This is a genomic window from Ensifer aridi, assembly GCF_002078505.1.
GTDB lineage: Bacteria > Pseudomonadota > Alphaproteobacteria > Rhizobiales > Rhizobiaceae > Sinorhizobium > Sinorhizobium aridi.
In genome coordinates, this window is the sequence record NZ_LUAV01000032.1 from 173,800 (window position 1) to 199,422 (window position 25,623).

A 25,623-nucleotide genomic window follows, 5' to 3' on the forward strand; every position below is an offset into this window, starting at 1 on the left:
AGAGCAATCCGCCGACCGGCGCAATCGATGCCGGGACGGTTGCCGTTGCGAAGAACGCGCCCTATATCGCTTGCGATGAGCACGGAAGATGAGAGCGAAGCGGCACGCCCGGACCGGCCGTCAGCCCCCGGGCCCATGGCGGCGGCCGTGGAAATCCTCTCCATGATCGAGCGGGAACCCGGCCGCTCGGCCCTCTATCTCGACATCGACGGCACGCTTCTCGACATTGCTCCGACGCCGGAGGCGATCGTCGTCCCGCCCGAGCTCCCGAACCAGCTGGCGGAGCTTGCCGCCAAACTCGACGGAGCCGTAGCACTGGTCACCGGCCGCAGCATCGCCCGCGTCGACGCCTTGCTGCAGCCGCATCTTTTTCCCGTCGCCGGCCTTCATGGCGCCGAAATGCGGTTGCCCGACGGCCGATTTATCGAAGCGACGGTTTCTGCCGATTTCCTTGCCGTGAAAGAAGAGCTGCATGCCCGCGCGGAGAGCCTTGAAGGCGTGGTTTTCGAGGACAAGGGCGCGGCCATCGCCCTGCACTATCGCCTCGCCCCTTATCGCAAGGCCGAGGTCGACGCCTTGATGGAAGAGGCGGCCGTGAGCACCGGCGGCGGCTGGATCCTGCAGCAGGGCAAGATGGTCGTCGAGCTGAAGCCTGTGCAGTCCGGCAAGGGCAGGGCCCTTGAGGAATTCATGTCCATCGCACCCTTCCGTGGACGGCGCCCGATCGCCATCGGCGACGATCTGACGGATGAAGGAATGTTTGCGGTGGCGACCGCGGCCGGCGGCGTGGCGATCCGTATCGGGGACGATGCCGCTCCGACGGCCGCGAGGGCGCGGCTCGGCTCGCCGACGGAGTTGCGTCGGCTTCTCGCCTCGGTCGCGTGCCGGCCGCCAGGGAACGGCCATGGCTAGACTGATCGTGGTCTCGAACCGGGTTCCGCTGCCCGACAAGGACGGCTCCCCTCCGCCGGGTGGAATGGCCATTGCGTTGAACGCCGCGCTCAAGCGGCAAGACGGCCTGTGGATCGGCTGGTCGGGAGAGGTCAAGCCTGAAGAAAAGGAAGATGAGCCCCCGAGGCTGAGCGTGCGGGAGGCCGGCGGCATCACCTATGCGCTCACCGATCTCGCCCAGAAGGATCTCGACGAATACTACAACGGCTTTGCCAACAGGGTCCTCTGGCCGATTTTCCATTGCCGTGTCGATCTGGCCGAATATGCCAGGCATGAGATGTCCGGCTATTATCGCGTCAACCGCCTCTTCGCGGACCTCCTGATGCCGCTTCTTCAGGAGGACGACGTCATCTGGGTGCACGACTACCACCTGATTCCGTTGGCGGAAGAACTGCGCAAGCGCGGCTGCCGCAATCGCATCGGCTTTTTCCTGCACATCCCGTGGCCGCCTGCGGACATCCTCTTCACCGTGCCGATCTACGATACCTTGCTGCGCGGGCTTTCGTCCTATGACCTCGTCGGCTTCCATACCGATTACGACCTGAGCAATTTTGCCGAGTGCCTGCGCCGCGAAGGCTGCGGCGACCTGCTCGAAGGCGGTTACTGCCGTGCCTACGGGCGGGTCTTCCGCTGCGGCGTCTTTCCGATCAGCATCGACACTGCCGAATTCGAGACTTTGGCCGAACAATCCGCGAGCGACAAGGCACTGCGGATGACCTACAGGAGGATCGAAGGCTATGACGTCGCGATCGGTGTCGATCGCCTCGATTATTCCAAGGGCATCGACCAACGCGTCGAGGCTTTCCGCCGGTTCCTGCACGCCAACGCTCATCGCGTCGGTAAGACGCTTCTGCTGCAGATCACCCCGAAATCCCGCACGGAAGTTCCGGAATATATGGCGATGCAGAAGGACATCGCCGAACTGACCGGCCGCGTCAACGGCGAACTCGGAACCATCGACTGGATGCCCGTGCATTACATCAACCAGTCCCTCGAGCGCAGGGAACTGGCCGGCCTCTACCGCATGGCGCGCGTCGGGCTGGTGACGCCGCTCCGCGACGGCATGAACCTCGTGGCGAAGGAATATGTAGCCGCGCAACATCCGCAGGATCCCGGCGTTCTCATCCTCTCACGCTTTGCCGGCGCGGCCAGGGAATTGGACGGAGCGATCCTCGTCAATCCCTATGATCCTGAGGCCGTGGCCAATGCCATCGAAAGGGCCCTCGTCATGCCGCTGGATGCGCGGGTGGAACGCTGGAACGCAATGATGACCCGGCTTCGCGAGCACGACGTCTATCGCTGGTGCGACGAGTTTCTCTCGGGGCTGCGACAGGCTTGAAGCCGCGGGCAGTCGACGGCCGGGGCCGCCAGGCGCGGACGCATGGCGGCGATCCGACCAGAACCATCATAATCTAGCTGAGTTCCGGAAGGTCCTTGATCAGCTTGTCGAGCGTGATCGGATAATCCCGTACCCGCACGCCGGTTGCATTGTAGATCGCATTCGCGACGGCCGCCGCGACGCCGCAGAGCCCGAGCTCGGCAATGCCCTTGGCTTTCATCGGCGACGACGTCGGATCGGTCTCGTCGAGGAAGATGACCTCCTGGTGCGGGATGTCGGCATGCACCGGCACCTCGTAGGCGGCGAGGTCATGGTTGACGAAGAAGCCGCGTTCCTTGTCTACGACGAGCTCCTCCGAAAGAGCACCGCCAACGCCCATCGTCATCGCTCCGATCACCTGACTGCGTGCGGTGATCGGATTGAGAATGCGGCCTGCAGCACAGACGGCGAGCATCCGCCGGATTCGCGTCTCGCCGGTCGCCACGTCTACGCCGACCTCGACGAAATGGGCGCCGAAGGTGGACTGCTGATGTGTCTCGGCGAGCTTGCCGAACTCGATGCTGTCCTCGGCCACGAGCCCTTCATCGCCGGCAGCTTCCGTAAGGGGCATGCGGCGGTCTCCGGACCTCACCTCGCCATCTGCGAAGATGAGATCGTCGGCGTTGTTGAAACCGAGCTTTTGCGCCGCGGCCTCGCGCAGCTTGACGCAGGCTGCGTAAACGCCCGCCGTGGAGCAGTTTCCTCCGAACTGCCCGCCCGAGCCGGATGAAACCGGGAAGCGCGAGTCGCCCAGGCTGACCGCAACCTTGTCGACCGGCACGCCAAGCATCTCCGCTGCGGTCTGGGCGATGATCGTGTAACTGCCCGTGCCGATGTCGGTCATGTCGGTCTCGACGCTGACGACACCCTCACGGTCGAGGCGGACTCGGGCTCCGGAGGGAACCAGAAGATTGTTGCGGAATGCCGATGCGACACCCAGCCCGACGAGCCAATTTCCATCGCGGCGGCCGCCCGGCTGTTTGTTTCGCTCCTGCCAGCCGAAGCGCTCCGCGCCCGTACGCAGGCAGCCGACGAGATCGCGGTGCGAGAATGGCCGCTCCGGCTTCTCGGGATCGACCTGCGTGTCGTTGATGATGCGAAACTCGACCGGATCGAGACCGAGCTTCTCGGCCATCTCGTCCATCGCGATCTCCAGCGCCATCATGCCCGGCGCCTCGCCCGGAGCCCGCATGGCATTGCCTTCCGGAAGGTCGAGCGTCGCAAGGCGCATCGCGGTCATCCGGTTTTCACCGGCATAAAGCAGGCGTGTCTGCTGAACGGCAACTTCGGGGCCACCGCCCGGAAGATCGCCGGACCAGCTTTCATGCGCAATCGCGGTGATCTTGCCGTCGCGCCCCGCGCCGATCCGAATTCTCTGGATCGTCGCCGGGCGGTGCGTGGTGTTGTTCATCAGGAACGGGCGGGGCAAGGCGACCTTCACCGGACGCTTGGCTTCGCGCGCCGCAAGCGCCGCCAGCACCGCGTCGGAGCGAAGAAAGAGCTTCACACCAAACCCGCCGCCGATGAAGGGCGACATGATGTGGACCTTCTCCTTGTCGATCCCGAGCGTCGTCGCGAGATCGGTTCGCCACCAGTCGATCATCTGGCTCGACGTCCAGACCGTCAGTTCGTCGCCGTTCCATGCGGCGATTGAGGCATGCGGCTCCATCATCGCATGCGATTGGTCGGGAGTGGTGTAGGTCTGGTCGAGCTTGACGACTGCTGCGGAAAAGGCCCCATCGAAGTCGCCCACTGCGGAATCCGGTTCGTCCTCCTCAGGTTTGACGGCGGTATCCCTTGCCGCCGCCAGATCGAAGACACCCTTCTCTTCGGCATAGTCGACCTTGACGAGTTGAGCGGCGGCGCGGGCCTCCTCGAAGGTTTCAGCGACCACGACGGCAATGGCCTGGTGGTAGTGCTGGATCTCCGTACCGCCGAAGAGCTTGGCGGTGTTGAACTCGCCCTTCTTCAGTTCCCCTATGCCGTCGGAAGTGACGACGGCGATCACGCCGGGAGCGCTTCTTGCGGCGGTGACGTCCATGGACCTGATCCGCCCCTTGGCGATCGCCGAGCCGACGACATGGCCATAGGCATAGCGGGTGTTCGGATCATGCCACTCGTAGGCATAAATCGCTCTGCCGGTGGTCTTGAGTGGGCCGTCGATGCGGTGGATGGGCTGGCCGACGACCTTGAGCTGGTCGATCGGGTTCGTCGTTGCTGGTGTGTCGAACTTCATTGTCTTACCCCCTTGCCTCGGCGAGAACCGCACTCAGCGTGCGCTCGACGAGCGTGAGCTTGAAGGCGTTCTGCTCCGTTGGACGGGCGTCTGTGAGAAGCTTGGCGGTGACCGCTTTCGCTCCGTTCGGAAGCTCTCCATCGGCAGCTTCGTCGCGCCAGGGTTTGGGTGCGATGCCGCCGACCGCCACGCGACCGGTGCCATCCGGCTGAATGACGGCCCCGACGGAGACCAGCGCGAAGGCGTAGGAGGCGCGGTCACGGACCTTGCGGTAAATCTGCTTGCCGCCAACCGGCTTAGGAAGGACGACTGCGGTGATCAGCTCGCCCCGTTCAAGGACGTGCTCGATATGCGGCGTGTCGCCTGGAAGGCGATGGAGATCGGCAATAGGAACGCTGCGTGGCGTGCCGTCCGGCTGAACGGTCTCTACGACGGCGTCGAGCGCGCGCATCGCCACCGCCATGTCGCTCGGGTGGTTAGCGATGCATGCATCGCTGACGCCGACCACCGCAAGCTGGCGGCTGAAGCCGGCAAGCGCTGCGCAGCCGCTGCCGGGCTGCCTTTTGTTGCAGGGCTGGTTGGTGTCGTAGAAATACGGACAGCGCGTGCGCTGCAGCAGGTTGCCTGCGGTCGTAGCCCTGTTGCGCAACTGACCAGACGCTCCCGCAAGCAGGGCCCGTGATAGAAGTTGATAGTCGCGGCGAATCCTTTCGTCGGCAGCAAGATCCGTATTGCGGACGAGGGCGCCGATCCTGAGGCCGCCTTCCGGCGTCGGTTCGATTTGGTCCAATCCGAGCTCGTTGACATCGATCAGATGGGTCGGCGTCTCGATCTCCAGCTTCATCAGATCCAGGAGATTGGTGCCGCCGGCGATGAATTTCGCGCCTTCCTTGGTGGCAGCGGCCTTTGCAGCCGCTTCGGTCGTAGATGCGCGCTCGTAGCTGAAAGCTCTCATGCCTTCCTCCCCGCAACTTCGGTGATGGCTTCGACGATGTTCGAATAGGCGCCGCACCGACAGATGTTGCCGCTCATGCGTTCCCGGATCTCGGCGGCGGTGATCTCGGCGGGCGCCGTCAGGTCGCTCGTCACATGGCTCGGAATATTGGCCGCGATCTCCTCGAGCATTGCGATGGAGGAACAGATCTGGCCGGGCGTGCAGTAGCCGCATTGGAAACCGTCGTGATTGACAAAAGCGGCCTGCATTGGGTGGAGGTTACCGGGCTGCCCCACTCCCTCGATCGTGGTGATAGTGTCGCCTTCATGCATGACGGCGAGCGTCAGACAGGCATTGACCCGGCGTCCGTCGATGAGAACCGTGCACGCTCCACATTGCCCGTGATCGCATCCTTTCTTGGTGCCTGTCAGATGCAGGTGCTCCCGAAGCGCGTCGAGAAGCGTCGTTCGGTTGTCGAGCCGGAGCTCGCGGCGCTCACCGTTTACCGTGAAGCCGACTGTCGTGCTCTGAGATGCGGCGGGGGGATTCGTCTGGGCGTGACCGAGCGAGGATGCGCTCGCCACCGTGACGGTAGCGGCGGAGGCGACCAGTAGGTCGCGCCGCGAGATTTCGAGTGCGCCAGGACTTTGCATATCCAGCTCCATGTCTTGATGATGGAAGGTCAAGGGCGGCGCGGCTGTCCAACAAGCCGCAAACGCCGAATCCTCGAAGCGGCGAAACGTTCCACCTGTGCGTTCGGTTCAGCTAGGGCGCTGAGTAGGGGCGATTAGTAGGCGCCGACCGATAAGCCTTATCGCCCTGTTCAATAAATGCCGATGCTACTCTGTTTTCGCTTCGGAAAGCTGGCGGCAGGCAGAACGGCCGATTTTGCAGGATGTCGCCTTGGGACGGGCGGCAAATTCGCTTTTTCCGGAAATCAGGCGGCGTGGTACCGCAGCGCATCGACCACGACCTTGAATGCCGGGGAGTTCTGATGTCGGCTTGGATAATAGATGAAGTAACCGGCGAAAGGAGGCGACCAGGCCTCGAGCAGGGGGACCAAGCGCCCCGCCGTGATGTGTTCCTTGACAAGGTCGTCCGGCACATAACCTATGCCGTGACCTTTCACGGCCGCGTCGACTATGGAGTAGGAGCTGTTGAAGGTTAATTGTCCGTCGACCCTGACGCGCAGCTCTTGTCCGTCCTTCTCGAACTCCCAGACATAAAGCCCTCCCCCTGTCGTCTGGCGCTGGTTGATGCAGTTGTGCTGGATCAATTCCTGCGGATGCCGCGGTAACGGGCGATTTGCCAAATATTGCGGCGAGGCGACTGCCAGAAGGCGCCAGTCCGGCCCGATCCGGACCGCGATCATGTCCTTTTCGATGCTCTCGCCAAGGCGGACGCCGGCGTCGAACCCATCTTCCACGATATTCCGCAAACCATTGTCCGCGCTAAGTTCAAGCTTGACGTCGGGATATTGCGAGAGGACCGGCTCCAGTTTGGGCCAGACTATGCGCTCTAGAGCGTGATCAGACAGCGTGATCCTGACCGTGCCGGACGGCTTGTCACGAAGCGCGGTCAGCGCCGCGAGATCATCGCGTATGGCGGATACCCGAGGCGCTAGCGATTGAAGCAAGCGCTCGCCAGCTTCCGTCAATGCGACGCTGCGGGTGGTCCGGGCCAACAGCCTGAGGCCCATGCGCGTTTCCAGGCGCTTGATCGTGTGACTGAGCGTCGATTGGGTTACGCCGAGCTTGGCAGCCGCCTTCGTGAAACTCCGTTCCTCTGCCACGGCCAAGAACCATAGCAGGTCATTGAAGTCTTCCTTCGCCATCGCCGGAACTCGCTATTCGATTTATGGCTCTCATCGATAAATCTAAGAGAAACGAGGCCACTAATCCATAGGAATCGCTTTTGCTAGCGTCCCCCGCTGAAACAGTCCGCTCCCTGTTTCGAGACCCGTTTTCGCGTAAACTGGATTTGGGACACCGCCATGGAACTCACCATCAATGGGACGAAGCACCAGGTCGACATCGAGCCGGATACGCCGTTGCTCTGGGTTCTTCGTGACGAACTCGGGATGACCGGCACCAAGTACGGTTGCGGACTGGCGCAGTGTGGCGCCTGCACCGTGCTCGTCGACGGACAGGCGACGCGCTCCTGTGTCACGCCGGTAGAGAGCGTTGCGGGTTCCGAGATCATGACCATCGAAGCCATCACAGAAGACTCCGTTGGCCAGAAGGTCGTCGAGGCATGGGTCGCCAATCACGTTGCGCAATGCGGCTACTGCCAGTCGGGCCAGGTAATGGCGGCAACGGCACTCCTGAAGCAGAGCCCTCAACCGACCGATGAGGACATCGCAGGAGCGATGGTCAATCTCTGTCGCTGTGGGACCTACAACGCGATCGCGGCTGCCGTCCGGCAGGCTGCTCAGGCTTGATTGAAGAGCGGCGCCATGAACGAGATGACTCCCATTGCCTCCGAAATTATGTCCAGTGAATTGGGCAAGCCGTTCAAGCTGTCGCGGCGCGGCTTTCTCGGCGCCTCGCTCGGCGCGCTCGTGCTCGGCGTCACTCTGCCGGCCGGGAGAGCCAGGGCGCAGGCAGCCGCCGCAACCATCACGCCCGGCACGCGTGTTGCGGCTTTTCTGGAAATCCGCCCCGACAGCACTGTCCTCTTCCGCAGTGCTTTCATAGAGGGAGGGCAGGGCATCTTCACGGCCATGGCCCAGATCGTCGGGGAAGAACTGGACGTCGATCCGGCCAATTTTGTCGTCGAGGGCGCACCTCCCGGTCCCGATTATCTCCTCACCGGCGGCGGACGATTTACCGGTGGCAGCATGTCGGTCCGCATGAGCTATGAGACAATGCGCCGGCTCGGGGCATCGGCGCGTCAGATGTTGTTGCAGGCCGCCGCGGCACAGCTTGGCGTGCCCGTGTCTGAGCTGTCGACCGAGCCCGGCCGCGTGGTGCACGCCGCTTCGGGCCGGACCATCCCATACGGTGAGATCGCGGATGCGGCCGCCGGGCTGCCCGTCGCGACCGAGGTCGCACTGCGTGATCGCGCCGACTTCCGCTGGATCGGCAAGCCGGTCGAACGACTCGATGTGCGCGACAAGTCGACGGGTAAGGCTCAATACGCGATCGACCTGAAGGTTGATGGCATGCTCTATGCGGCCGTGCAGCACAGCCCTCGTCTCGGTGGCGAGCCGGGTGCGTTGCAGAACGAAGCCGACGTGCGCGGAATGCCCGGCGTCCACTCCATTCACAGGCTGCAGGGCGCCGTTGCCGTGGTCGCCAACAGCTGGTGGCGTGCCCGCATGGCGGTCGAAGCCTTGCAGGTGACCTGGACCGATGCCGTCGGAACAGCGCATGCGATGCCGGCCGACTTCTCCACCGAGGCGCACATGGCGAAGTTGAAGGCGGCGACCGGCAACGGCGTCGCCTATGAAACGGAGGGAGATGTTCAGAGCGCGCTAACAAGCGCCGCGCGGGTGGTGGAGGCTGCCTATGACGCGCCCTATCTGGTTCATGGACAGCTCGAGCCGCCATCGGCGCTGGCACGTTGGAAGGAAGACGGGTCGCTCGAGCTCTGGATTCCCAACCAGGCACCCGAGATGTTCCAGGCCGAGGCGGCGAAGCTGGCGGGGATCGCGCCTGAGAAGGTCATCATCCATTCGCCGATGCTCGGCGGCTTCTTCGGGCGGCATTTCCTCTATCAGACGGCCAATCCTTTCCCTCAGGCCATCCAGCTCGCCAAGGCTGTTGGCCGCCCGATCAAACTGATCTGGAGCCGCGAGGAGGAGTTCCTGCGCGACGCATTGAGGCCCATGGCTGCGGTGCGCTTCCGCGCCGGATTGGACGGCAACGGTATGCCGATAGCACTCGCCGCCGTCGCGGCCGGAGAAGGGCCGACGGGCCGCTGGTTCGGTCGCCAGCCGGACAAGGTCGACAGTTCTGCCGTCGAGGGCATTGCCGGCAAAGTCTATGCCATCCCCAATCGGCGTGTCGCCCATATTCACGTGGACGATCCGGCAATCATCGGCTTCTGGCGCTCCGTCGGCCACTCGATGAACGACTTCTTCTACGAGACCTTCTTCGACGAGATGGCCGATGCGGGTCAGCAGGATCCTTATGAACTGCGGCATCGCCTTCTGGCCGAGAGCCCGCGGCACAGAACGCTGCTGGAAGCCGTCGCGGAACTCTCCGGAGGCTGGAAGCGTGGACCCTTCACGGCTGAGGACGGCACGCGCCGCGCCCGTGGCGTGGCCATGGCCTCACCCTTTGGCAGCGAGGTCGCGACGATTGCCGAAGTGTCCCAGCGGCAGGGCGAGATCATCGTGCACGACGTCTGGGTGGCGATCGATCCGGGAAGCATCGTCAATCCCGCGATCATCGAGGCGCAGGTGAATTCGGCCGTTGCCCTTGGCCTTTCCTCCGCTCTCCTCGAGGAGGTCGTCTATGTCGACGGCGTGCCGCAGGCCCGCAACTACGACGGCTATCCGATCCTCACGCCGGATCGCATGCCGCGGGTCCACGTGCGGATCGTGGAAAGCGGTGCCCCGATGGGCGGCATCGGCGAACCCGGCTTGCCGGGCGTACCGCCGGCCGTCGCAAATGCCGTCTCCGTTCTCGCAGGTAAGCGCGCCCGGAGCCTGCCGCTCTCCAAACTCGATCTCAAGGGAGTCGACGGTTGAAATACGTGGTTATAGCGCTTCTGGGCTCTCTTCTTTCCATAGCCGTTGCGGCGCCTGCCTTCTCTCAGGAGGCGGACGCCGCGCCGGGTCAGAGGCTGTTTCAGCAACGTTGCGGTGCCTGCCATCAGATCGCAACGCCACGAAACGGCGTTGGCCCCAATCTGCAGGGCGTGGTCGGTCGCGCAGCCGGCACCGTCGAGGGATTTAGGTACTCTGCTGCGCTTCGGGACTCCGGGATCACCTGGACACCCGAACAGCTGGAGACCTTCCTAAGCAATCCTACTGCCATGGTCCGTGGCACGCGGATGACGCAGCGTTACAACAATGTTGAAGAACGGCGGACGATCATCGAGTTTCTCGGAACGCAGTAGGTCTGTCGGACTGACCTGCTTGGTGGCGGTGGTCGTTCCCTGTCGGCGCCGGCACATGCGGATCACGGATCAATATGTTCAGATGCTGCTCTCACCCCTGAACTTATGCGCCATATCGATAAATCCTTGCGGATTATGGCGGCTAATCCGCTCAATGCATGTCTGATACATGGAAGCGCGAGGCAAACTCCCGGCCTCGCCTTCAAGGAAGATAGACATATGGTGCAGGCGACATTCGATGAGACTTTGACCAAATCCGTTGCTGCTTGGGGCGCGATCGCGTCCATGGCGCTTTGCGTAGCGGTCCTGATTGCTTCGGAGTTCATGCCGGTCAGTCTCTTGACGCCGATCGCCGGCGACCTTGGCATGAGCGAGGGGCAGGCCGGACAGGCGATCTCGATTTCGGGTCTGTTCGCGGTGTTGACCAGTCTCTCCATAGCCGGGCTCACGCGGAACATCGATCGCAAGATCCTCCTGTCTTCGTTCTCGCTCCTGCTGATCGTCTCCGGTCTGATCGTCACCTTCGCGCCAAATCATGCGGCACTTATGACCGGCCGCGCCTTGCTCGGCGTCGCGATCGGTGGCTTCTGGTCGATGTCCACCGCCGTCGTCATGCGCCTTCTGCCGGAAAGAGACGTGCCGAAGGGGCTTGCTATGCTGAATGCCGGCAACGCCATCGCTGCCACGATCTCGGCACCGCTTGGCAGCTTTCTGGGTGATTACGTTGGGTGGCGGGGCGCGTTTTTTCTGGTCGTGCCTTTGGCGCTGCTTGCGCTCATCTGGCAATGGTTGAACATACCGTCCCTTCCGCCGCGCCGGCGCAGGGCAAGAGGCAACGTTTTTCGCCTTCTGGGACGCCGACAGGTCGCTCTTGGCATGACAGCGATCCTGTTGCTGTTCATGGGACAGTTTGCTCTGTTCACCTATCTTCGGCCGTTCCTCGAGTCCGTCTCGGGCTATTCCGTCACCGCGCTGTCCGTGGTTCTTTTGCTGATGGGACTGGCCGGTGTCGCGGGGACCTGGAGCATCAGCCGGGTGCTTTCGACGCACCTCTACCCGGCCGTGATTTTCATTCCGCTCGTGATGGCCGCGATCGCCCTTCTGCTGATTGCATTCGGTTCTAGCAAGCTTCCGATCGCTGGCTTGTTGATCGCGTGGGGCTTTTTCGGAACTGCGGCGCCGGTCGGTTGGGGAACCTGGCTGAGCCGGGTTCTGCGCGACGATGCGGAGGCCGGCGGCGGCCTCCAGGTTGCCGTCATTCAGTTTGCCATCACAATCGGTGCAGCCGGCGGTGGCCTGCTGTTCGATTGGGCAGGATGGTGGAGTTCGTTCGCCTTCGCCGCCGTGCTGTTGCTTGGATCCGCCGTGGCCGGCGCGGCAGCCTGGGTCGATTGGGAGCATGCAAAATGACGCAGCGATCGCCAGTGTTCACACGCCGAGCCCTCGTCGGGGCAGCCGTCACTCTGGCCGGCATGCCGCGTCTGGCATGGGCTCAGAAGGATACGAAGATGAAGATACGAATCGCCTTTGCCAGTCACGACTTCACCGCCACGCTGTACGACAACCCATCAGCTCGCGACTTCGCGTCCATGCTTCCGCTCGATCTGACGATCGACGACTATGCGAATAACGAGAAGATCGCCTATCTGCCGCGAAAGCTCACCGAGGAAGGCAGCGGGCCGTTCCCCAACGAAGCTCCGGGCGACCTCTGCTACTATTCGCCGTGGGGCAATCTGGCGTTCTTTTACGCCGGCTATCGTTACTCGAGCGGTCTCATACGGCTTGGCCGCCTGGATGGCGTCGTCGAACCCTTGCTCACACGCGGTAAGTTTCCGCTTCGCATCGAGCACCTCACCTGACATCCCATTGAAAAGTGGCGGAGCCGAAGATCCTGAAACCCACCGACGCCATCATCAAATTGTCGGCTTCCTGCATTTGCGGCTCCGACCTCTGGCCCTATCGCGGGCTCCAGCCGATGGATGGGCCGGCGCATATGGGTCATGAATATTGCGGTGTGGTCGTCGAGGTCGGCGACGAGGTCAAGACCGTGAACCCGGGCCAATTCGTGGTGGGATCCTTCTGCATTTCCGACAATACGTGCCCGCACTGCCGCTTCGGCTTCCAATCCTCCTGTGAACAACGCGAGTTCATGTCGACAGCGCAGGCGCCTTATGCGCGCGTGCCGCTGGCCGACGGCACGCTCGTTGCGACCCCGGAGATGCCTTCGGACGATCTCATTCCCAGTCTTCTGGCGGTATCGGATGTGCTCGGCACCGGGTGGTATGCCGCCGACGCAGCACGCGTCCAGCCTGGTTCGACCGCCGTCGTCGTCGGTGATGGCGCCGTCGGCCTCATGGGCGTTCTGTCGGCCAAGCAGATGGGGGCCGAGAAGATCATTGCGATGAGCCGCCACAAGAGCCGCCAGGACCTCGCGCTCGAGTTCGGCGCCACGCACATCATCTCGGAACGGGGCGATGAGGGCGTTGCCCGGATCAAGGAACTGACAGGCGGCGTCGGCGCAGAGTCGGTGCTTGAATGCGTCGGAACGCAGGAATCGATGATGCAGGCGATCAACTGGGCCCAACCCGGCGGTCACATCGGCTTCGTTGGGGTGCCGCACGGCGTGCAACTGGACGGTCAGTACCTGTTCTTCGCCCGGAAAAACCTGTTGGGCGGTCCCGCTCCGGTACGACGTTATATGGCCTATCTGATGGAACTGGTGCTGAACCGGGAGATCAATCCCGGCAAGGTCTTCGATCTCCAGGTGCCGCTGACCGACGTCGCCGAAGGGTATCGCGCAATGAACGAGTGCAGGGCAATCAAGACGCTACTTAGGGTTTGATAGGGGGCGGAGCGCCGCGTTCGGCTTGAACGATATCGTCGCTTCCGCCGCACTTCGGCGTCTATTGCGGGCACGCTCTGGTTCCGATGCGCTCATTCTTTGCGGGCTATCGAATATGTCGGCTCAGGTCAGGTAATGAGGATGAATTAATCAAATTGGCGGATACCCCTAACCCTTTGTGAAGCGCACCGATACGAACTCCCCGTGCTACACTGAACGGTATGCTTGAGGATCATCAGCGCTGTGCGCGCATAACTTTCGTGCAGTCGCGGCTGGCCGGAGGATCCGTCAGGGATCATAAGTCCGGGCCGACGTGCAACAGCCCTGCTTTGCGCTGTGGGGACGGCCGAACCACGGCAGTTCCGGGGTATCTCACTCGCCAGAGGTCCGTTAGTGCGACCCTCGGCTTCATTCCATTCTGCCTCGTTATGCTGCTTGGATCTCCCGCAATAAGTCAGTCGGCAACGGACGACAGACTTGCCCCGCAAGACGCGGAGATACGCATCTCTGGATGGCGCGCCTCGTTTGGCGGCGTAGCCGAGGCGGCGCCGCTTCACGACGTTTTTATGATTGGGACAGATGGGACGCTCGAAATTCCCGACCTCAGGCACCTGCCAGCCGCGGGTCTACGTGCGGGGGAACCGGCGAAGCTGATAGCCGACCGCCTGCAAGCCAGAAGCGGCAGTCAGGAAAGTCCTGTCCAGGCTGTCCAGCAAGCGACGCGGCCACCAGAAGAGCAGTCATTGCCCAAACATGTCGAGGGGCACCCGCCAGGGGAACAACCGCGCGTGGTAGAGCCCTCGGCGACTGAGCTATCGCAAGCCCTGGAACGCGAGCGGTCCAGGGTGGAAGCTTTGCTTCGTGACCTGGCGGCCGCCCGGATGGAGCTCGAAGCGGCTCGCCAAGAAGGGCGTGCGGCGCGTCAGGCCGCTCAAAACGATGCGCTCCGCTACAAACAGGGTGTCGCGGCGGAGCGTCAACTGAGCGCCACCTTAACGCAGGAACTCAGTGCTGCGTGGGCCGATCTCAAGGCCATGAGCGTTCAATTCGAGCAGGCAGCGAATGCGGCGGTGCAAGCGAGGGAGGCTGCAGAAGCCGCGGTCAATGAGGCTAATGAGATAGCCGCGCGCGAACGCGCCAAGAGCGCCGCCCTGGAGCAAAAACTCCTCGCGGCGCGCAAGGATCTCGACGGAATCAAGAACAGTGCGCAAATGGCCGGTAGTGAGCGTGAGGAAATTCTCCGCCGGGACCTGGCGGCGGCCAGAAGGGACCTCGATGCGATGCGGCGCGCTGCCGATGACGCAGGCGCGCAGGCGCGAAGAATTGCCGAGACGACGGCAGAACGTGAACGAGCCCTGCAAGAGCAGCGTCAAAGAGCCGAAGGATTTGCCCGCGACCTAACAGTAGTTCTGCGCGAGATGGAAGATTTGAGGGCCAAAGCGGCTGGAGCGATGAGATCAAAGGCCGCTGCGCTGCGAGCGCGACACGCTGCGGAGCTGTCCCTGGCCGATGCGAAACGGGCGTTTGATGAGGAGCGGCGCAAGCTTGGGGCCTACAAACGCGACCTCGCCGAAGCCCGCCAATCGACCGCTGCCGCCGAGGCTCGGGCCAAGCTGGCCGCGGCAGAGTTGGCTGCCGCGGTGCAAGCTCGAAAGGTCGCAGAGGCTGCGGCAATGAGGGCTGGCGCAGCACTCGCATTGGAGCTCGAGAAGGGAAGGTCGCTCGCGCGCGACCTCGACACCGCTCGGCGGGAACGCGACCTCGCAAAAGAGGAATTGACCCGGGTCTTAGCGGCGCGGCGCACGGCGTTGGAGGACGAGAGCGACCGGGCGAATGGCCGCGACCCAGCGGCGGCGCGCAAGAAAAAGCAAAACCTCAAGGCCCGAACTGAGCGCCGCATGGAGGATACCGCGGATGTACCAAAGGCGCGCGCCGATAACCGCGCAAGGGAACGTTCAAAGGCCGCTGTACGGACAGGTGCTCGATCGGTCGGTTATTCGGGGTCGCGGGAGATTGGCAGGGTGAAGGCCCGCAAGCCAACGCCAGCCGTTCGATCGGTGACGATTGTGCTGCCCTACGCGCTCCTGCCCAGGTGGTCGCGGGCGCCTGGCCGTTGGTAAGGAGGGTGGAAAGGCATTTTTTCGAGGTTTGCTTTGTCCAGAGATGAGGGACGAATGCGCAAGTACCTAGCTGCCACCACGTTGTTGATCGCAATAGCGATCGGGCCGACGTCGGCTCTGGGCCTCAGCGTCGGTGCCAAAGCCGGCGGTATTGGGGTCAGTGCCAGTGTGGGGACTGGCAAGAATGGCGCCTCGGCAGGGATTTCCGCGCGAGGCGGCGGAGTAGGCAAAGGAAAAGCTGGAGCCTCGGTCGGCAGGAAGGGGGGGTCAAGCCTTGGCGCCGGGGGCAAAGTCGGTGGTGTGGGGGGCGGTGCACGTGTGGGCTCCGGCAAGAATGGCGCCTCGGCAGAGAGTTCCGCGCGCGGCGGCGGAGTCGGCGGAGCAAAAGGAGCGGGAGCGAGTACTGGTCCCGGCGGTGCTTTAAGAGGTTCGGCCGCGGGCACCGGATCACTGGTAGGTGGTGGTGTCAGCACGATCGCCGGCATTGCTCCCGCAAAGGGCGCACGACCAACCGTCGCCCTGCCGCGCAACCTTTGGCCGTCAGCTACGCGCGCCAAATACGATAGTCGGGACTATCCCTCACGTCTTCCGGCGCCAACTGCAGCAATTTCGGATACCGCACGCGCCGTAGTTCGAGTCTGCCGCCAAGCAATAGCGTCGGCTGCGTCACCTTTTGGCGCCGTGCGTGTGCGCGCGGCAAGCGCCGGTCCTCTGCACCGGAATCGCCGAGGCGCGCTTACGGCCCCGCTCGCCGTGCGTATAGAGTATGCGGGGCAAGGCGGCGTCGAGATCCGTCAGGCGCGAATCAGGTGCCACCTCGACTCGTCCGGCAGGGTCGTTGCGGTGATTTAAGCCGCTCCGTTCGTCCACATGACGATCCTCCCGATAAGGCCGCTGCATGTACTCAGGAGGAAAATTCTGATCCGCATTAGGATGCTCGGACGTAGCTAGGCTAAAGGAAGGCGCCCCCATGCGGCCAAGCATCTCATCCGCGGCCGTACCGCAGAGGCAAGTGTACGGCCCGTCCTGGCACGACTTCATGGAGCGCTGCATGAAAACAGCAGCCGAATACAGCGCACGCCCAACGCATTTGGAAGTTCGGCGCACGAGGGATTCCCGCGGTACTGACGGCGGATCAGCGGAGAGACGCTCTGTTCATTAATCGCAAAAGGTACGTCGCACTTCGGCGTCTATTTCAAGAAATCGGCGCGGTGCGGAGTGAAGCTGTCGATCAGGCGGCCTGCCTCTAGCGCCTTGACGCCATGGACCACGTTCGAGGGCGCGATGAAACTGTCGCCGGCCGAGAGAATTTCGCTATGACCGTCGACGGTGACTTCGAACTTGCCCTCCGCGACGTAACTCGCCTGAACGTGCGGATGGGAGTGCGGCGCGCCGATGCCGCCTTTTTCGAACGCGAATTCGACCATCATCAGCTCGTCTGTGTGCAGGATCACCCGCCGCCGGTTGCCCTGTCCGAGATCGGTCCATTCACCTTCGTTGCCACGGGCGAAAAGCTTCGCATCCATCATCGTCTCCTCATCTCGCGAGCCAGCCACCGTCGACCGGAATGACGGCTCCATGCATGTAGTCCGAAGCCGGGGCGAGCAGGAACACCGCCGCGTCGCCGATGTCATCCGGCGTGCCCCAGCGGCCGGCCGGAATCCGCTCCAGAATAGCGGCGCTGCGCTTCTCGTCGGCGCGGAGCGCCTCGGTGTTGTTGGTGATGATATAGCCGGGCGCCACAGCATTCACGTTAATGCCCTTGGCGGCCCATTCGCAGGCGAGAAGCCGGGTGATACCCAGAGCGCCGTGTTTGGACGCCGTATAGGAGGCAACGCGTATACCACCCTGGAAGGAAAGCAGCGAGGCGATGTTGACGATCTTGCCCCGTCTTTCCTCGGCAATCACACGGCGGCCAAAGCCCTGACTGAGGAAGAACAGGGATTTGAGGTTGATGTCGATTACGTCGTCCCAGTCGGACTCGCTGAATTCCACCGCATCGGCGCGGCGAATGATCCCGGCGTTGTTGACGAGGCCGTCCAGTGGACCGTGCTCGCTCCACAATTCCTCGATCAGAGCGCGCGCCGCTTCGCGATCGGAAAGATCGGCACGGGCCCAAATGAAGCTTCCGCCAGCCTCGGCAATCTTCTCTTCGGTCTCGTCCATGGCGGAGCGGCCGACGCCGATCACCATGCCGCCGGCGCGGGCGATCGCGATGGCGATACCCTGCCCGATTCCCGTATTGGCACCGGTGACGGCGATGCGGCGGCCGGCTAGGCTGAAGGCCGACGGCACGCTCATCGAAGCGCCTCCATCGGCACCATCTCCACATCGGTATAGTCGACATTGTCGCCGGCCATGGCCCAGATGAAGGCGTAGCTCGAGGTTCCGCAACCGGAATGGATGGACCACGGCGGCGAAAGCACGGCCTCTTCTTTCGACATCACGATGTGACGCGTTTCGGTCGGCTCACCCATCAGATGCAGAACGCGTGCGCCGTCGGCAAGGTCGAAATAGAGATAGGCTTCCATGCGCCGGTCATGCACGTGGCAGGGCATGGTGTTCCAGACCGAGCCCGGGGCAAGCTGCGTCATCCCGACGACGAGTTGGCAGGTTTTCACGCCTTCCGGGTGGATGAACTGGAAGATCGAGCGCTCGTTCGAGGTCGCTGCACTGCCGAGGTCGATGCGCTTGGCATCGCCGATGCGAATTTGGCGGATCGGCAGCGCCTGGTGGGCGGGCGCACTCAGCAGGTAGAATTTGGCAGGGACCGCCGGGTCTTCAGATGAGAAGGCGATCTCCGTTCCCATCCCCGCATAGACCATGTCGCGCGGCTCGAGCCGGAAGCTCTCGCCGCTGATCTCGACGCGGCCTGCGCCACCGACATTGACGGCGATGAGTTCGCGCCGGTCGAGGAAGCGAGGCGTGCCGGTCGGACGAATGGCCTCGAGCAGCAGAGGGGCGTCGGTCGGCATCGCGCCGCCGACGATCATGCGATCGTAATGGCTATAGGTGAGGGCGATGCGGCCCGGCCGGAACAGCCCCGAAATGTGAAAGTTCGCGCGCAGCGCATCGGTATCCATGCGCGCGGCTGATGCCGGGTCGATGGCGTGGCGGATCGTGTAGTCGATATGGCTTGCGGTCATCGGCTGCCCTCGGATTGAAGAAAAGAAGATCAGACCCTGCGCCTGTCGGTGCCCCACTCGGCCTGCTGCCCGCTCAGCCGGGCGCGATAGCGTTCCTGGCTGGCGGTCAGGTGGGCGCGCATGGCGGCACGGGCAGCTTCCGGGTCGCTGGCGGAAATCGCCTTCAGGATTGCCAGATGCTCGCGCTGCAGGCTTTCCTGATATTCACGCGAGAGCACGCTGTCCGTACCCCAGGGCGAGGCGATGTCGCATGGGATGGCCCGCGTGCCGAGCGCGTCGAGCACCTCCACGTAATAGGGATTGTTGGTCGCGGCCGCGATCGCCCGGTGGAAGGCGAAATCGCTCTTGCCGGTCGCCTCGCCGCGCTCGAGCAGCCGGTCGAATTCGAAGAAGGCTTCCTGGATCTGCGCCTCCTGGGCGGCGTTGCGCCGGAGTGCCGCAAGGCCCGCACTCTCTATCTCGAGCCCCATGCGCACCTCGATCACGTTCAGCGCATGGGAAATCTTGTTGCCGACATCGAGGCTGATCGAGCCGAAGGCAAGCGTCGGGTGATCCTTGACGAAGACGCCTGCGCCCTGCCGCGCCTCGACGAGGCCGTCGGCGGCAAGAGTGGCTATCGCCTCGCGGACGACGGTGCGGCTGACGCCGAAGAACTCGCTCATCCGGCTCTCCGTCGGCAGCTTCTCGCCGGGCGGAATTTCGCCCTTCAGAACCTGCTGCCTGATCGCACTTGCGACGCGTTCGGAAAGCTTTGGTTTGCGCTCGATCTTGAATTCGGGCAGGAATTCCATGACGCCATCACCCTTTGAATACGGCCGGCAGCCAGAGCGAAAGGGCCGGAACATAGGTGACGAGCCCGAGGACGATCAACCCCGCCAGATAGAAGGGCCAGATGCTGCGCATCGCCTCCCAGACCGAGATCTTGCCGACCGCGCAGGCCACGAATTGCACGGCGCCGACGGGAGGTGTGTTGAGGCCGATGCCGAAGTTCAGGATCATGATGACCCCGAAGTGTACCGGGTCGACTCCATAGGCCATCGCCACCGGCAGGAAGATCGGGGTGCAGATGATGATGGTCGGACCCATGTCCATGAAAGTGCCGAGGAACAGCATCAGGACGTTGATCAGGAGGAGCACGATGATCGGGTTCTCGGAGATCGTGTTCATCCAGTCGATCAGCGCCGCGGGCACCTTCAAAAACGCCATCAGCCAGGAGAACGCGGCAGCCATGCCGATGATGAGCAGGACCATCGCCGTCGTGCGCACAGCGCCGAAGGTCGCGTGGACGAAATCCTGCCAGCTCATCTGCCGGTAGACGAAGACCGTCACCGCAAGCGCGTAGAGAACCGCGATACAGGAGCTCTCGGTCGCAGTGAACACGCCTGACCGAACGCCGCCGAAGATGATGCCGATGAGCAGCAGGCCGGGGGTCGAGATCAGCAGGAAGCGGCCGACCCTGGCGAAGCCGGGGAAGGACTCGGTGGGATAGCCGCGGCTGCGCGCGACAAAATAGGCGGTCATCATCAGCGCCGCCGCATAGAGGAGGCCGGGGACGATGCCGGCGGTGAAGAGATCCGCGATCGAGATCTTTCCCCCTGCCGAGATCGAATAGATGATCATGTTGTGCGAGGGCGGCAACATCAGCGCGATTAAGGCCGCCATGGAGGTGACGTTGACGGCATAATCGGCGCCGTAGCCGCGCTCCTTCATCTGCGGGATCATGAGCCCGCCGACCGCGGCGGCCTCCGCGACTGCGGAGCCGGAAATGCCGCCGAAGAGCGTCGCGGTGACGATATTGACCTGCCCTAACCCCCCGCGGACATGGCCGACCAATGAGGCGGCGAAGGCGACGATCTTCTGGGCGATGCCGCCGCGCACCATCAGGTCGCCGGCATAGATGAAGAAGGGGATGGCGAGTAGCGAAAACACGCTCATGCCGGAATTCAGCCGCTGAAAGATGACGAGCGGCGGCAGGCCCAGATAGAGCACGGTCGCGAAAGATGCGACGCCGAGGCAGAAGGCGATCGGCGTGCCGATCAGCATCAGCAGTGTGAATACGCCGAAGAGGATCATCATATCCATCTGATCACGCCTTTACATTCGCAGTGTCGAGTTCGGCGGCAACTTCAGCCGGCGGCATTTCGTCGAGCAGATCGTCGATGGGTTCGCCGGCAAGGCGCAGAACGATGCGCTCCAACGCGAACAGGCTGATGAGAACACCACCTGCGACCAGCGGCACGTAGCTCCAGCCACCGGAGATTTGCAGCGAGGGTAGGGTGGTGTTCCAGGTGAGGCGGACAAGCTCGATCCCGTACCAGATCATGCCGATGCCGAAGGCGAGTGCGACGATATCGGAGATCATGCGCAGCCACTTCTTGCCTCCTTTCGGCACCACGTAGAGCAGCACGTCGAAGCCGAGATGATAGTTCTCGCGCACCCCGACCGCAGCGCCCAGGAAGATGAACCAGCTCATCAGCATGACGGCACCGGGCTCGGTCCAACTCGGCGAATCGTTCAGCACGTAGCGGCAGAATACCTGCCATGCGACGATGGCCGTCATTGCGACGAGGCCGGCGCCCGCGAGCCAGAGCGAGAGCGTGCTCAGCCGGGACAATGCGCGGCCTGTTTTCACGAGACTGATAGGCACGATTGTCATTTCCTCGAAGGGACGGGCAGGCTTGGCCTGCCCGTCGGATTGGTTACTGAACCGCGCGCACGTCCTCGACCATCTTTTTGAGGACCGGGTCCGTGACGTGCTTTTCATAGACCGGCTTCATCGCGTCGATGAAACCCTGCTTTTCGGGCGTGGTGATCTTCGCGCCGGCTGCCTCGACCTTCGCGCGCGACTCGTTGACCTTGGCCGTCCAGAGCTCGCGCTGCTTGGCGACGCTGTCCTTGGCTGCCTGCCTGAAGAGCTCCTGGTCTTCCGGGGTGAGCTTGTCGAAGGCGGCCTTGTTCATCACGAACACTTCCGGAAGAATGGTGTGCTCGTCGAGCGAGTAGTTCTTGGCCACCTCGAAATGCTTGGCGGTATCGTAGCTCGGGAAGTTGTTCTCCGCGCCGTCGATGACGCCCGTCTCGATCGCCGAATAGACTTCGCCGTAAGGCATCGGCGTGGCATTGGCCCCGAGTGCGGCCACCATGTCGACGAAGATGTCGGACTGGATGACGCGGAACTTGAGGCCCTTCATGTCGGCGACCGAAGTGATCGGCTTCTGCTTGTTGTAGAAGGAACGCGAGCCGGCGTCGTAGTAGGCAAGTACGACCAGCCCGGCTCCTTCGAAGGCCTTCTTGATCTGGTCGCCGATCGCGCCGTCCATCACCTTGTGCATGTGGTCTTCCGAACGGAAGAGATAGGGCAGCGCCGGAACGATCGATTCCTTCACCGTGCCGTTGAACGGTGCCATGGAAACGCGGTTCAGCTCGATGACGCCGGAGCGCACCTGCTCGATGGTGTCCTTCTCCTCACCGAGCTGCGCGGAATGGTAGACCTCGACGGCATAGCGGCCGCCGGTACGCTCCTTGACCAGCTCACCGAAATACTTGACCGCCTCGACGGTCGGATAGCCGTCCGGATGCGTGTCGGACGAGCGCAGCACCGTCTGGGCATTGGCCGCGCCGGCCATGAATGAAGCGGCGACCAGTAGACCTGCCGCCAGTTTGGCTAGAATTTTCATGCTTTCCTCCCGTTTCGCACGATTGATGGATCAGAGCCGGTAGGCCTTCTTCGCGAGGCCATAGGCAAGGTCTCGAGCGAGCTCGTACGCCTCTTCATCCTTGAGGCGGTGTTCCGCGACGAGTCGCGCGAGAAATGCACAGTCGACCCGGCGGGCGATGTCGTGGCGCGCGGGGATCGACGGGAACGCCCTGGTGTCGTCGTTGAAGCCGACGGTGTTGTAGAAACCGGCCGTCTCGGTGGTCATCTCGCGGAAGCGGCGCATGCCTTCCGGACTGTCGTGGAACCACCAGGCGGGGCCGAGTCTCAATGCCGGATAGACGCCGGCGAGCGGCGCGAGCTCGCGCGCATAGCTCGTTTCGTCCAGGGTGAAGAGAATGACGGTCAGGTCGGGCTCGACCCCGACGGCATCGAGCAACGGCTTCAGCGCCGTCACGTAATCCGTGCGCGTCGGAATGTCGAAGCCCTTGTCGCGGCCGAACTTCGCCATGATGGCAGGCGAATGATTGCGGAAGGAGCCCGGATGAATCTGCATGACGAGCCCGTCATCGAGGCTCATCTTCGCCATTTCGGTCAGCATCTGAGCGCGGAACAGCCGCCGCTCGTCCGCATCCGCCTTGCAGGAGCGCACCTTGTCGAAGAGGGCCGCGGCCTCTGCTTCCGAAAGGTTGGCCGTATCCGCCGTGGCATGGCCGTGATCCGTGGAGGTCGCGCCGAACTCCTTGAAATAGGCGCGCCGGGCGCGATGCGCATCGAGGTAGCCTTTCCACGTCCCCGTATCGGCGCCGGTGATCTCACCGAGCTTGTCGAGATTGGCTGAAAAACCCTCGAAATCCGGGTCGACGACCGCGTCCGGCCGGTAGGCAGGAACGACCCGCCCCGTCCAGCCGCTTTCGCGGATTTTTGCGTGCCAGGCCAAATCATCCAGCGCGCCGTCGGTGGTGGAGATCACCTCTATGTCGAAGCGGTCATAAAGCGCGCGAGGGCGAAAATCGGAGCGTGCGAGATTTTCAGCGATGCGGTCGTAGAGCCGGTCGGAATTGGCGGCCGATGGGAGCTCATCGATGCCGAAGAGATTGGAAAGCGTGTAATCGAACCAGAGCCGTGTCGGTGTCCCGCGGAACAGATGATAGTTCTCTGAGAAACGCCGCCAGATCGCGCGGCCATCTTTCTCGACCGGCGAGCCATCGAGTGTCGGAACACCGAGGTCTTCCAACCTCACACCCTGGCTGAACAACATGCGGAACACATAGTGATCCGGCACGATCAGCAGTTGCGCGGGATCCGGGAACGGCTCGTCAAGCGCATACCAGCGGGGATCGGTATGCCCATGCGGGCTCACGATCGGCAGGCTTTTCACCTCGGCATAGAGGCTGCGAGCAAGACTGCGCGCGCTCTTTTCCCCCGGAAACAGAAGATCTGGATCGATCAGCCCCGCCATTCTAGCCCGCTCCTCCAACAGGTTCCTTATGGCTAGAACCTGTAAAATATAATGTCAACATACAAAATTGATGAAGTTGTATGATGAATTTATTGCTCGGAGCAGACGTTCAGTGTAGGCAGGACATGGGAGATGGCAGGCGGGGAGAAGGCATGTGCACCTTCAGGACCTGCGGCTGAGGAGGAGCGAGATGGCGAAGCTGCGTATCGGCGTGATCGGGCTCGGCATGGCATCGGCGCCGCATGCCAAAAGCCTGCTTGATCTCAAGGACAGGGTCGAAGTCGCTGCCGCCTACAGCCCGACGCCAGCGAGGCGGAAGGCGTTTTCGGAGGCTTACGGTTTCCCGGTCTGTGACTCCGCCGAAACGATCTTCGATGATCCGTCGATCACCGCCGTCATGATACTGACGCCGCCCAACACGCATCTCGATCTCACACGGCGGGCAGCCGAAGCGGGCAAGCATGTGCTCCTCGAAAAACCGCTGGAGATCGCTGAGGTGCGGGCCAGGGCGCTGGTCGAGGCGGCGGAGCGTGCCGGCGTGAAGCTCGGCATCGTGCTTCAGCATCGCTTTCGTCCGGTCAGCGAGGCACTTGCCGGGCTGATCAGCGAAGGGCGCCTCGGCGAGATCGTCAGTGCCTCGGCCCGCCTCCACAATTGGCGGCCGCAAAGCTATTACGATCAGCCGGGACGCGGCACGCGGGCGCGCGATGGCGGCGGCGTGCTTCTCACCCAGGCCATTCACACCCTTGATCTCATGGTTTCGCTTGCCGGCCTTCCGGAGGAGGTTAGAGCCTATGCGGCGACCAGCAAGGTGCACCGCATGGAGACCGAAGATCTGGCGATGGCGGCCATCCGCTTTCCAAGCGGAGCGATCGGCACTGTGAGCGCGACCACCTGTGCCTATCCCGGTCATCCGGATGAGATCGACATCATCGGCACTCGCGGCATGGTGCGCCTCGGCGGGCGAAGCCTTGTGGCCTCCTTCCACGACGGAACGGAATTGTCGATCGAAGACGAGGCGGCCGGCGGCGCCGGCGCCGATCCCATGGCGTTCCCGCACCACCATCACCGCGCCGTGCTTACCGATTTCCTTGGCTCGGTCGAGGACGGCCGCGAGCCGCGGGTCAACGGCCGCGAGGCGCTGAAGGTCCACCGTTTGATCGACGCAATTCTGAGTGCTGCCGCAAGCGGCGAGCCGCGACGCCCTTGAAGGAAGTTGAAAGCGCTTACCGCAGTACACGACAGCAGCCGCTGCGCCTCGTCGATTGCGGTAAGGCAAGGGTTTCCTCCGATCCTCATCCCTGTGCTTGTCACAGAAATCCAGCCCAAGTCTTTGGGCTGGAGAGACTCTTCCGCGCCGCAGATGCGGCGCTGCTGCATCCCTGTGACAAGCACGGGGATGAGGGCGAAAAAAGCGTCCGCCGAACCCACTTAGATTAGTGACGCTTACTGTGAGTGCTCACGAAGCGGCGCGCTTTAGGTCCTTGTTTTCGTGCGTGTCGTTGTCCCATAACCGCTGCACACTTTGGCGACATGCATTAGGTCTACGTGCACGCCTGGGCGACCCGCTCTAGTTTCGCACGTCATTCGGCTGCGTCTTGTCGCCCTTCTTCTTTTTCACGGTGGTGGCCGTCTTTGCGTCCGGCTCCTGGCCGTAATAGGTGCCGCCCAGATGACCGCCGCCGCTTGTCCTCTCCGCCTGCTTCCGAGCTTTGGCTTCGACTTCCTCGCTGTCGGTCTTACTCATTTCGAACTCTCTTTCATCTCTTGGGAATGCCTCCTTAACCACGGGCAAGCTCGTCTGTTCCGATTTATCGCTGTGGCACGCAAAC

General features: G+C 62.9%; 24 protein-coding genes. 11 read left to right on the forward strand and 13 right to left on the reverse strand.

From position 1 onward, the window contains the following. Positions 1–135 precede the first annotated feature (135 nt). Together otsB and otsA are read left to right on the forward strand one after the other, a co-directional pair. On the forward strand, positions 136–912 hold the full coding sequence (gene otsB, locus AYK65_RS23235) for a trehalose-phosphatase (protein ID WP_046117778.1): 777 nt from the start codon (positions 136–138) through the stop codon (positions 910–912). Beyond that, on the forward strand, positions 905–2,290 hold the full coding sequence (gene otsA / locus AYK65_RS23240) for an alpha,alpha-trehalose-phosphate synthase (UDP-forming) (protein WP_026615747.1): 1,386 nt from the start codon (positions 905–907) through the stop codon (positions 2,288–2,290). Before otsB ends, otsA begins: the two co-directional genes overlap by 8 nt. 73 nt (positions 2,291–2,363) lie before the next feature. Here the strand turns inward: otsA and paoC are convergent, their stop codons facing one another. From paoC to AYK65_RS23260, 4 genes are all read right to left on the reverse strand, one after another. After that, positions 2,364–4,565, reverse strand: coding sequence for an aldehyde oxidoreductase molybdenum-binding subunit PaoC (gene paoC / locus AYK65_RS23245; RefSeq protein ID WP_081161128.1), 2,202 nt, complete (start codon positions 4,563–4,565; stop codon positions 2,364–2,366). A gap of 4 nt (positions 4,566–4,569) precedes the next feature. Continuing rightward, the gene (locus AYK65_RS23250; RefSeq protein WP_081161129.1) at positions 4,570–5,520 is read right to left on the reverse strand and encodes an FAD binding domain-containing protein; all 951 of its coding nucleotides are present in this window, start codon (positions 5,518–5,520) and stop codon (positions 4,570–4,572) included. Then, positions 5,517–6,152, reverse strand: a complete 636-nt coding sequence (gene paoA / locus AYK65_RS23255) for an aldehyde dehydrogenase iron-sulfur subunit PaoA (RefSeq protein ID WP_026615745.1) — start codon at positions 6,150–6,152, stop codon at positions 5,517–5,519. Before paoA ends, AYK65_RS23250 begins: the two co-directional genes overlap by 4 nt. A gap of 284 nt (positions 6,153–6,436) precedes the next feature. Then, on the reverse strand, positions 6,437–7,333 hold the full coding sequence (locus AYK65_RS23260; RefSeq protein ID WP_026615744.1) for a LysR family transcriptional regulator: 897 nt from the start codon (positions 7,331–7,333) through the stop codon (positions 6,437–6,439). 159 nt (positions 7,334–7,492) lie between these two features. On the opposite strand from AYK65_RS23260, the gene AYK65_RS23265 reads away from it, so the two are divergent. The 8 genes from AYK65_RS23265 (at position 7,493) to AYK65_RS33275 (ending at position 16,380) form a co-directional block, all read left to right on the forward strand. Further along, on the forward strand, positions 7,493–7,939 hold the full coding sequence (locus AYK65_RS23265) for a (2Fe-2S)-binding protein (RefSeq protein WP_081161131.1): 447 nt from the start codon (positions 7,493–7,495) through the stop codon (positions 7,937–7,939). Positions 7,940–7,954: 15 nt separating this feature from the next. After that, positions 7,955–10,195, forward strand: coding sequence for a xanthine dehydrogenase family protein molybdopterin-binding subunit (locus AYK65_RS23270; protein ID WP_139793323.1), 2,241 nt, complete (start codon positions 7,955–7,957; stop codon positions 10,193–10,195). A gap of 5 nt (positions 10,196–10,200) precedes the next feature. Next, the gene (locus AYK65_RS23275; protein WP_244560097.1) at positions 10,201–10,566 is read left to right on the forward strand and encodes a c-type cytochrome; all 366 of its coding nucleotides are present in this window, start codon (positions 10,201–10,203) and stop codon (positions 10,564–10,566) included. A 219-nt stretch (positions 10,567–10,785) separates the two neighbouring features. Then, positions 10,786–11,976, forward strand: coding sequence for an MFS transporter (locus AYK65_RS23280; RefSeq protein ID WP_081161137.1), 1,191 nt, complete (start codon positions 10,786–10,788; stop codon positions 11,974–11,976). Continuing rightward, positions 11,973–12,425, forward strand: coding sequence for a cyclophilin-like fold protein (locus AYK65_RS23285; protein ID WP_172402063.1), 453 nt, complete (start codon positions 11,973–11,975; stop codon positions 12,423–12,425). Before AYK65_RS23280 ends, AYK65_RS23285 begins: the two co-directional genes overlap by 4 nt. Before the next feature lie 14 nt (positions 12,426–12,439). Then, positions 12,440–13,408, forward strand: a complete 969-nt coding sequence (locus AYK65_RS23290) for a zinc-dependent alcohol dehydrogenase family protein (protein ID WP_081161139.1) — start codon at positions 12,440–12,442, stop codon at positions 13,406–13,408. 881 nt (positions 13,409–14,289) lie between these two features. Continuing rightward, entirely contained in the window at positions 14,290–15,528 is a 1,239-nt protein-coding gene (locus AYK65_RS23295) for a coiled-coil domain-containing protein (protein WP_244560096.1), read from the forward strand. A 54-nt stretch (positions 15,529–15,582) separates the two neighbouring features. Further along, complete coding sequence (locus AYK65_RS33275; RefSeq protein WP_077068139.1) at positions 15,583–16,380, forward strand: helicase; 798 nt, start codon at positions 15,583–15,585, stop codon at positions 16,378–16,380. A 338-nt stretch (positions 16,381–16,718) separates the two neighbouring features. Here the strand turns inward: AYK65_RS33275 and AYK65_RS23305 are convergent, their stop codons facing one another. The 8 genes from AYK65_RS23305 to uxaC are packed head-to-tail and all read right to left on the reverse strand — an operon-like array spanning position 16,719 to position 23,791. Then, entirely contained in the window at positions 16,719–17,057 is a 339-nt protein-coding gene (locus tag AYK65_RS23305; protein WP_026615735.1) for a cupin domain-containing protein, read from the reverse strand. A gap of 7 nt (positions 17,058–17,064) precedes the next feature. After that, positions 17,065–17,829 carry a 2-dehydro-3-deoxy-D-gluconate 5-dehydrogenase KduD gene (gene kduD, locus AYK65_RS23310; RefSeq protein WP_081161141.1) on the reverse strand — a complete coding sequence of 255 codons (765 nt, stop codon included), beginning with the start codon at positions 17,827–17,829 and terminating at the stop codon, positions 17,065–17,067. Continuing rightward, positions 17,826–18,674, reverse strand: a complete 849-nt coding sequence (gene kduI, locus AYK65_RS23315) for a 5-dehydro-4-deoxy-D-glucuronate isomerase (protein WP_081161143.1) — start codon at positions 18,672–18,674, stop codon at positions 17,826–17,828. Before kduI ends, kduD begins: the two co-directional genes overlap by 4 nt. A 29-nt stretch (positions 18,675–18,703) precedes the next feature. Continuing rightward, complete coding sequence (locus tag AYK65_RS23320) at positions 18,704–19,465, reverse strand: FadR/GntR family transcriptional regulator (protein WP_026615732.1); 762 nt, start codon at positions 19,463–19,465, stop codon at positions 18,704–18,706. Positions 19,466–19,472: 7 nt separating this feature from the next. Continuing rightward, positions 19,473–20,756 (reverse strand): TRAP transporter large permease, encoded by a 1,284-nt coding sequence (locus tag AYK65_RS23325; protein WP_081161146.1) that lies wholly within the window; start codon positions 20,754–20,756, stop codon positions 19,473–19,475. A 4-nt stretch (positions 20,757–20,760) separates the two neighbouring features. Then, positions 20,761–21,321, reverse strand: coding sequence for a TRAP transporter small permease (locus tag AYK65_RS23330; protein ID WP_026615730.1), 561 nt, complete (start codon positions 21,319–21,321; stop codon positions 20,761–20,763). 52 nt (positions 21,322–21,373) lie between these two features. After that, entirely contained in the window at positions 21,374–22,351 is a 978-nt protein-coding gene (locus tag AYK65_RS23335) for a TRAP transporter substrate-binding protein (protein WP_081161149.1), read from the reverse strand. Positions 22,352–22,381: 30 nt separating this feature from the next. Further along, the gene (uxaC, locus tag AYK65_RS23340; protein WP_026615728.1) at positions 22,382–23,791 is read right to left on the reverse strand and encodes a glucuronate isomerase; all 1,410 of its coding nucleotides are present in this window, start codon (positions 23,789–23,791) and stop codon (positions 22,382–22,384) included. 190 nt (positions 23,792–23,981) lie between these two features. Between uxaC and AYK65_RS23345 the strand changes: the two genes are divergently transcribed. Then, a complete protein-coding gene (locus tag AYK65_RS23345) occupies positions 23,982–25,001 on the forward strand; it encodes a Gfo/Idh/MocA family protein (RefSeq protein WP_081161151.1) in 1,020 nt (339 codons plus the stop codon). A 360-nt stretch (positions 25,002–25,361) separates the two neighbouring features. On the opposite strand, the gene AYK65_RS32065 is transcribed toward AYK65_RS23345, so the two are convergent. Next, positions 25,362–25,538, reverse strand: coding sequence for a hypothetical protein (locus AYK65_RS32065; RefSeq protein WP_139793324.1), 177 nt, complete (start codon positions 25,536–25,538; stop codon positions 25,362–25,364). Between the last annotated feature and the right edge of the window lie 85 nt (positions 25,539–25,623).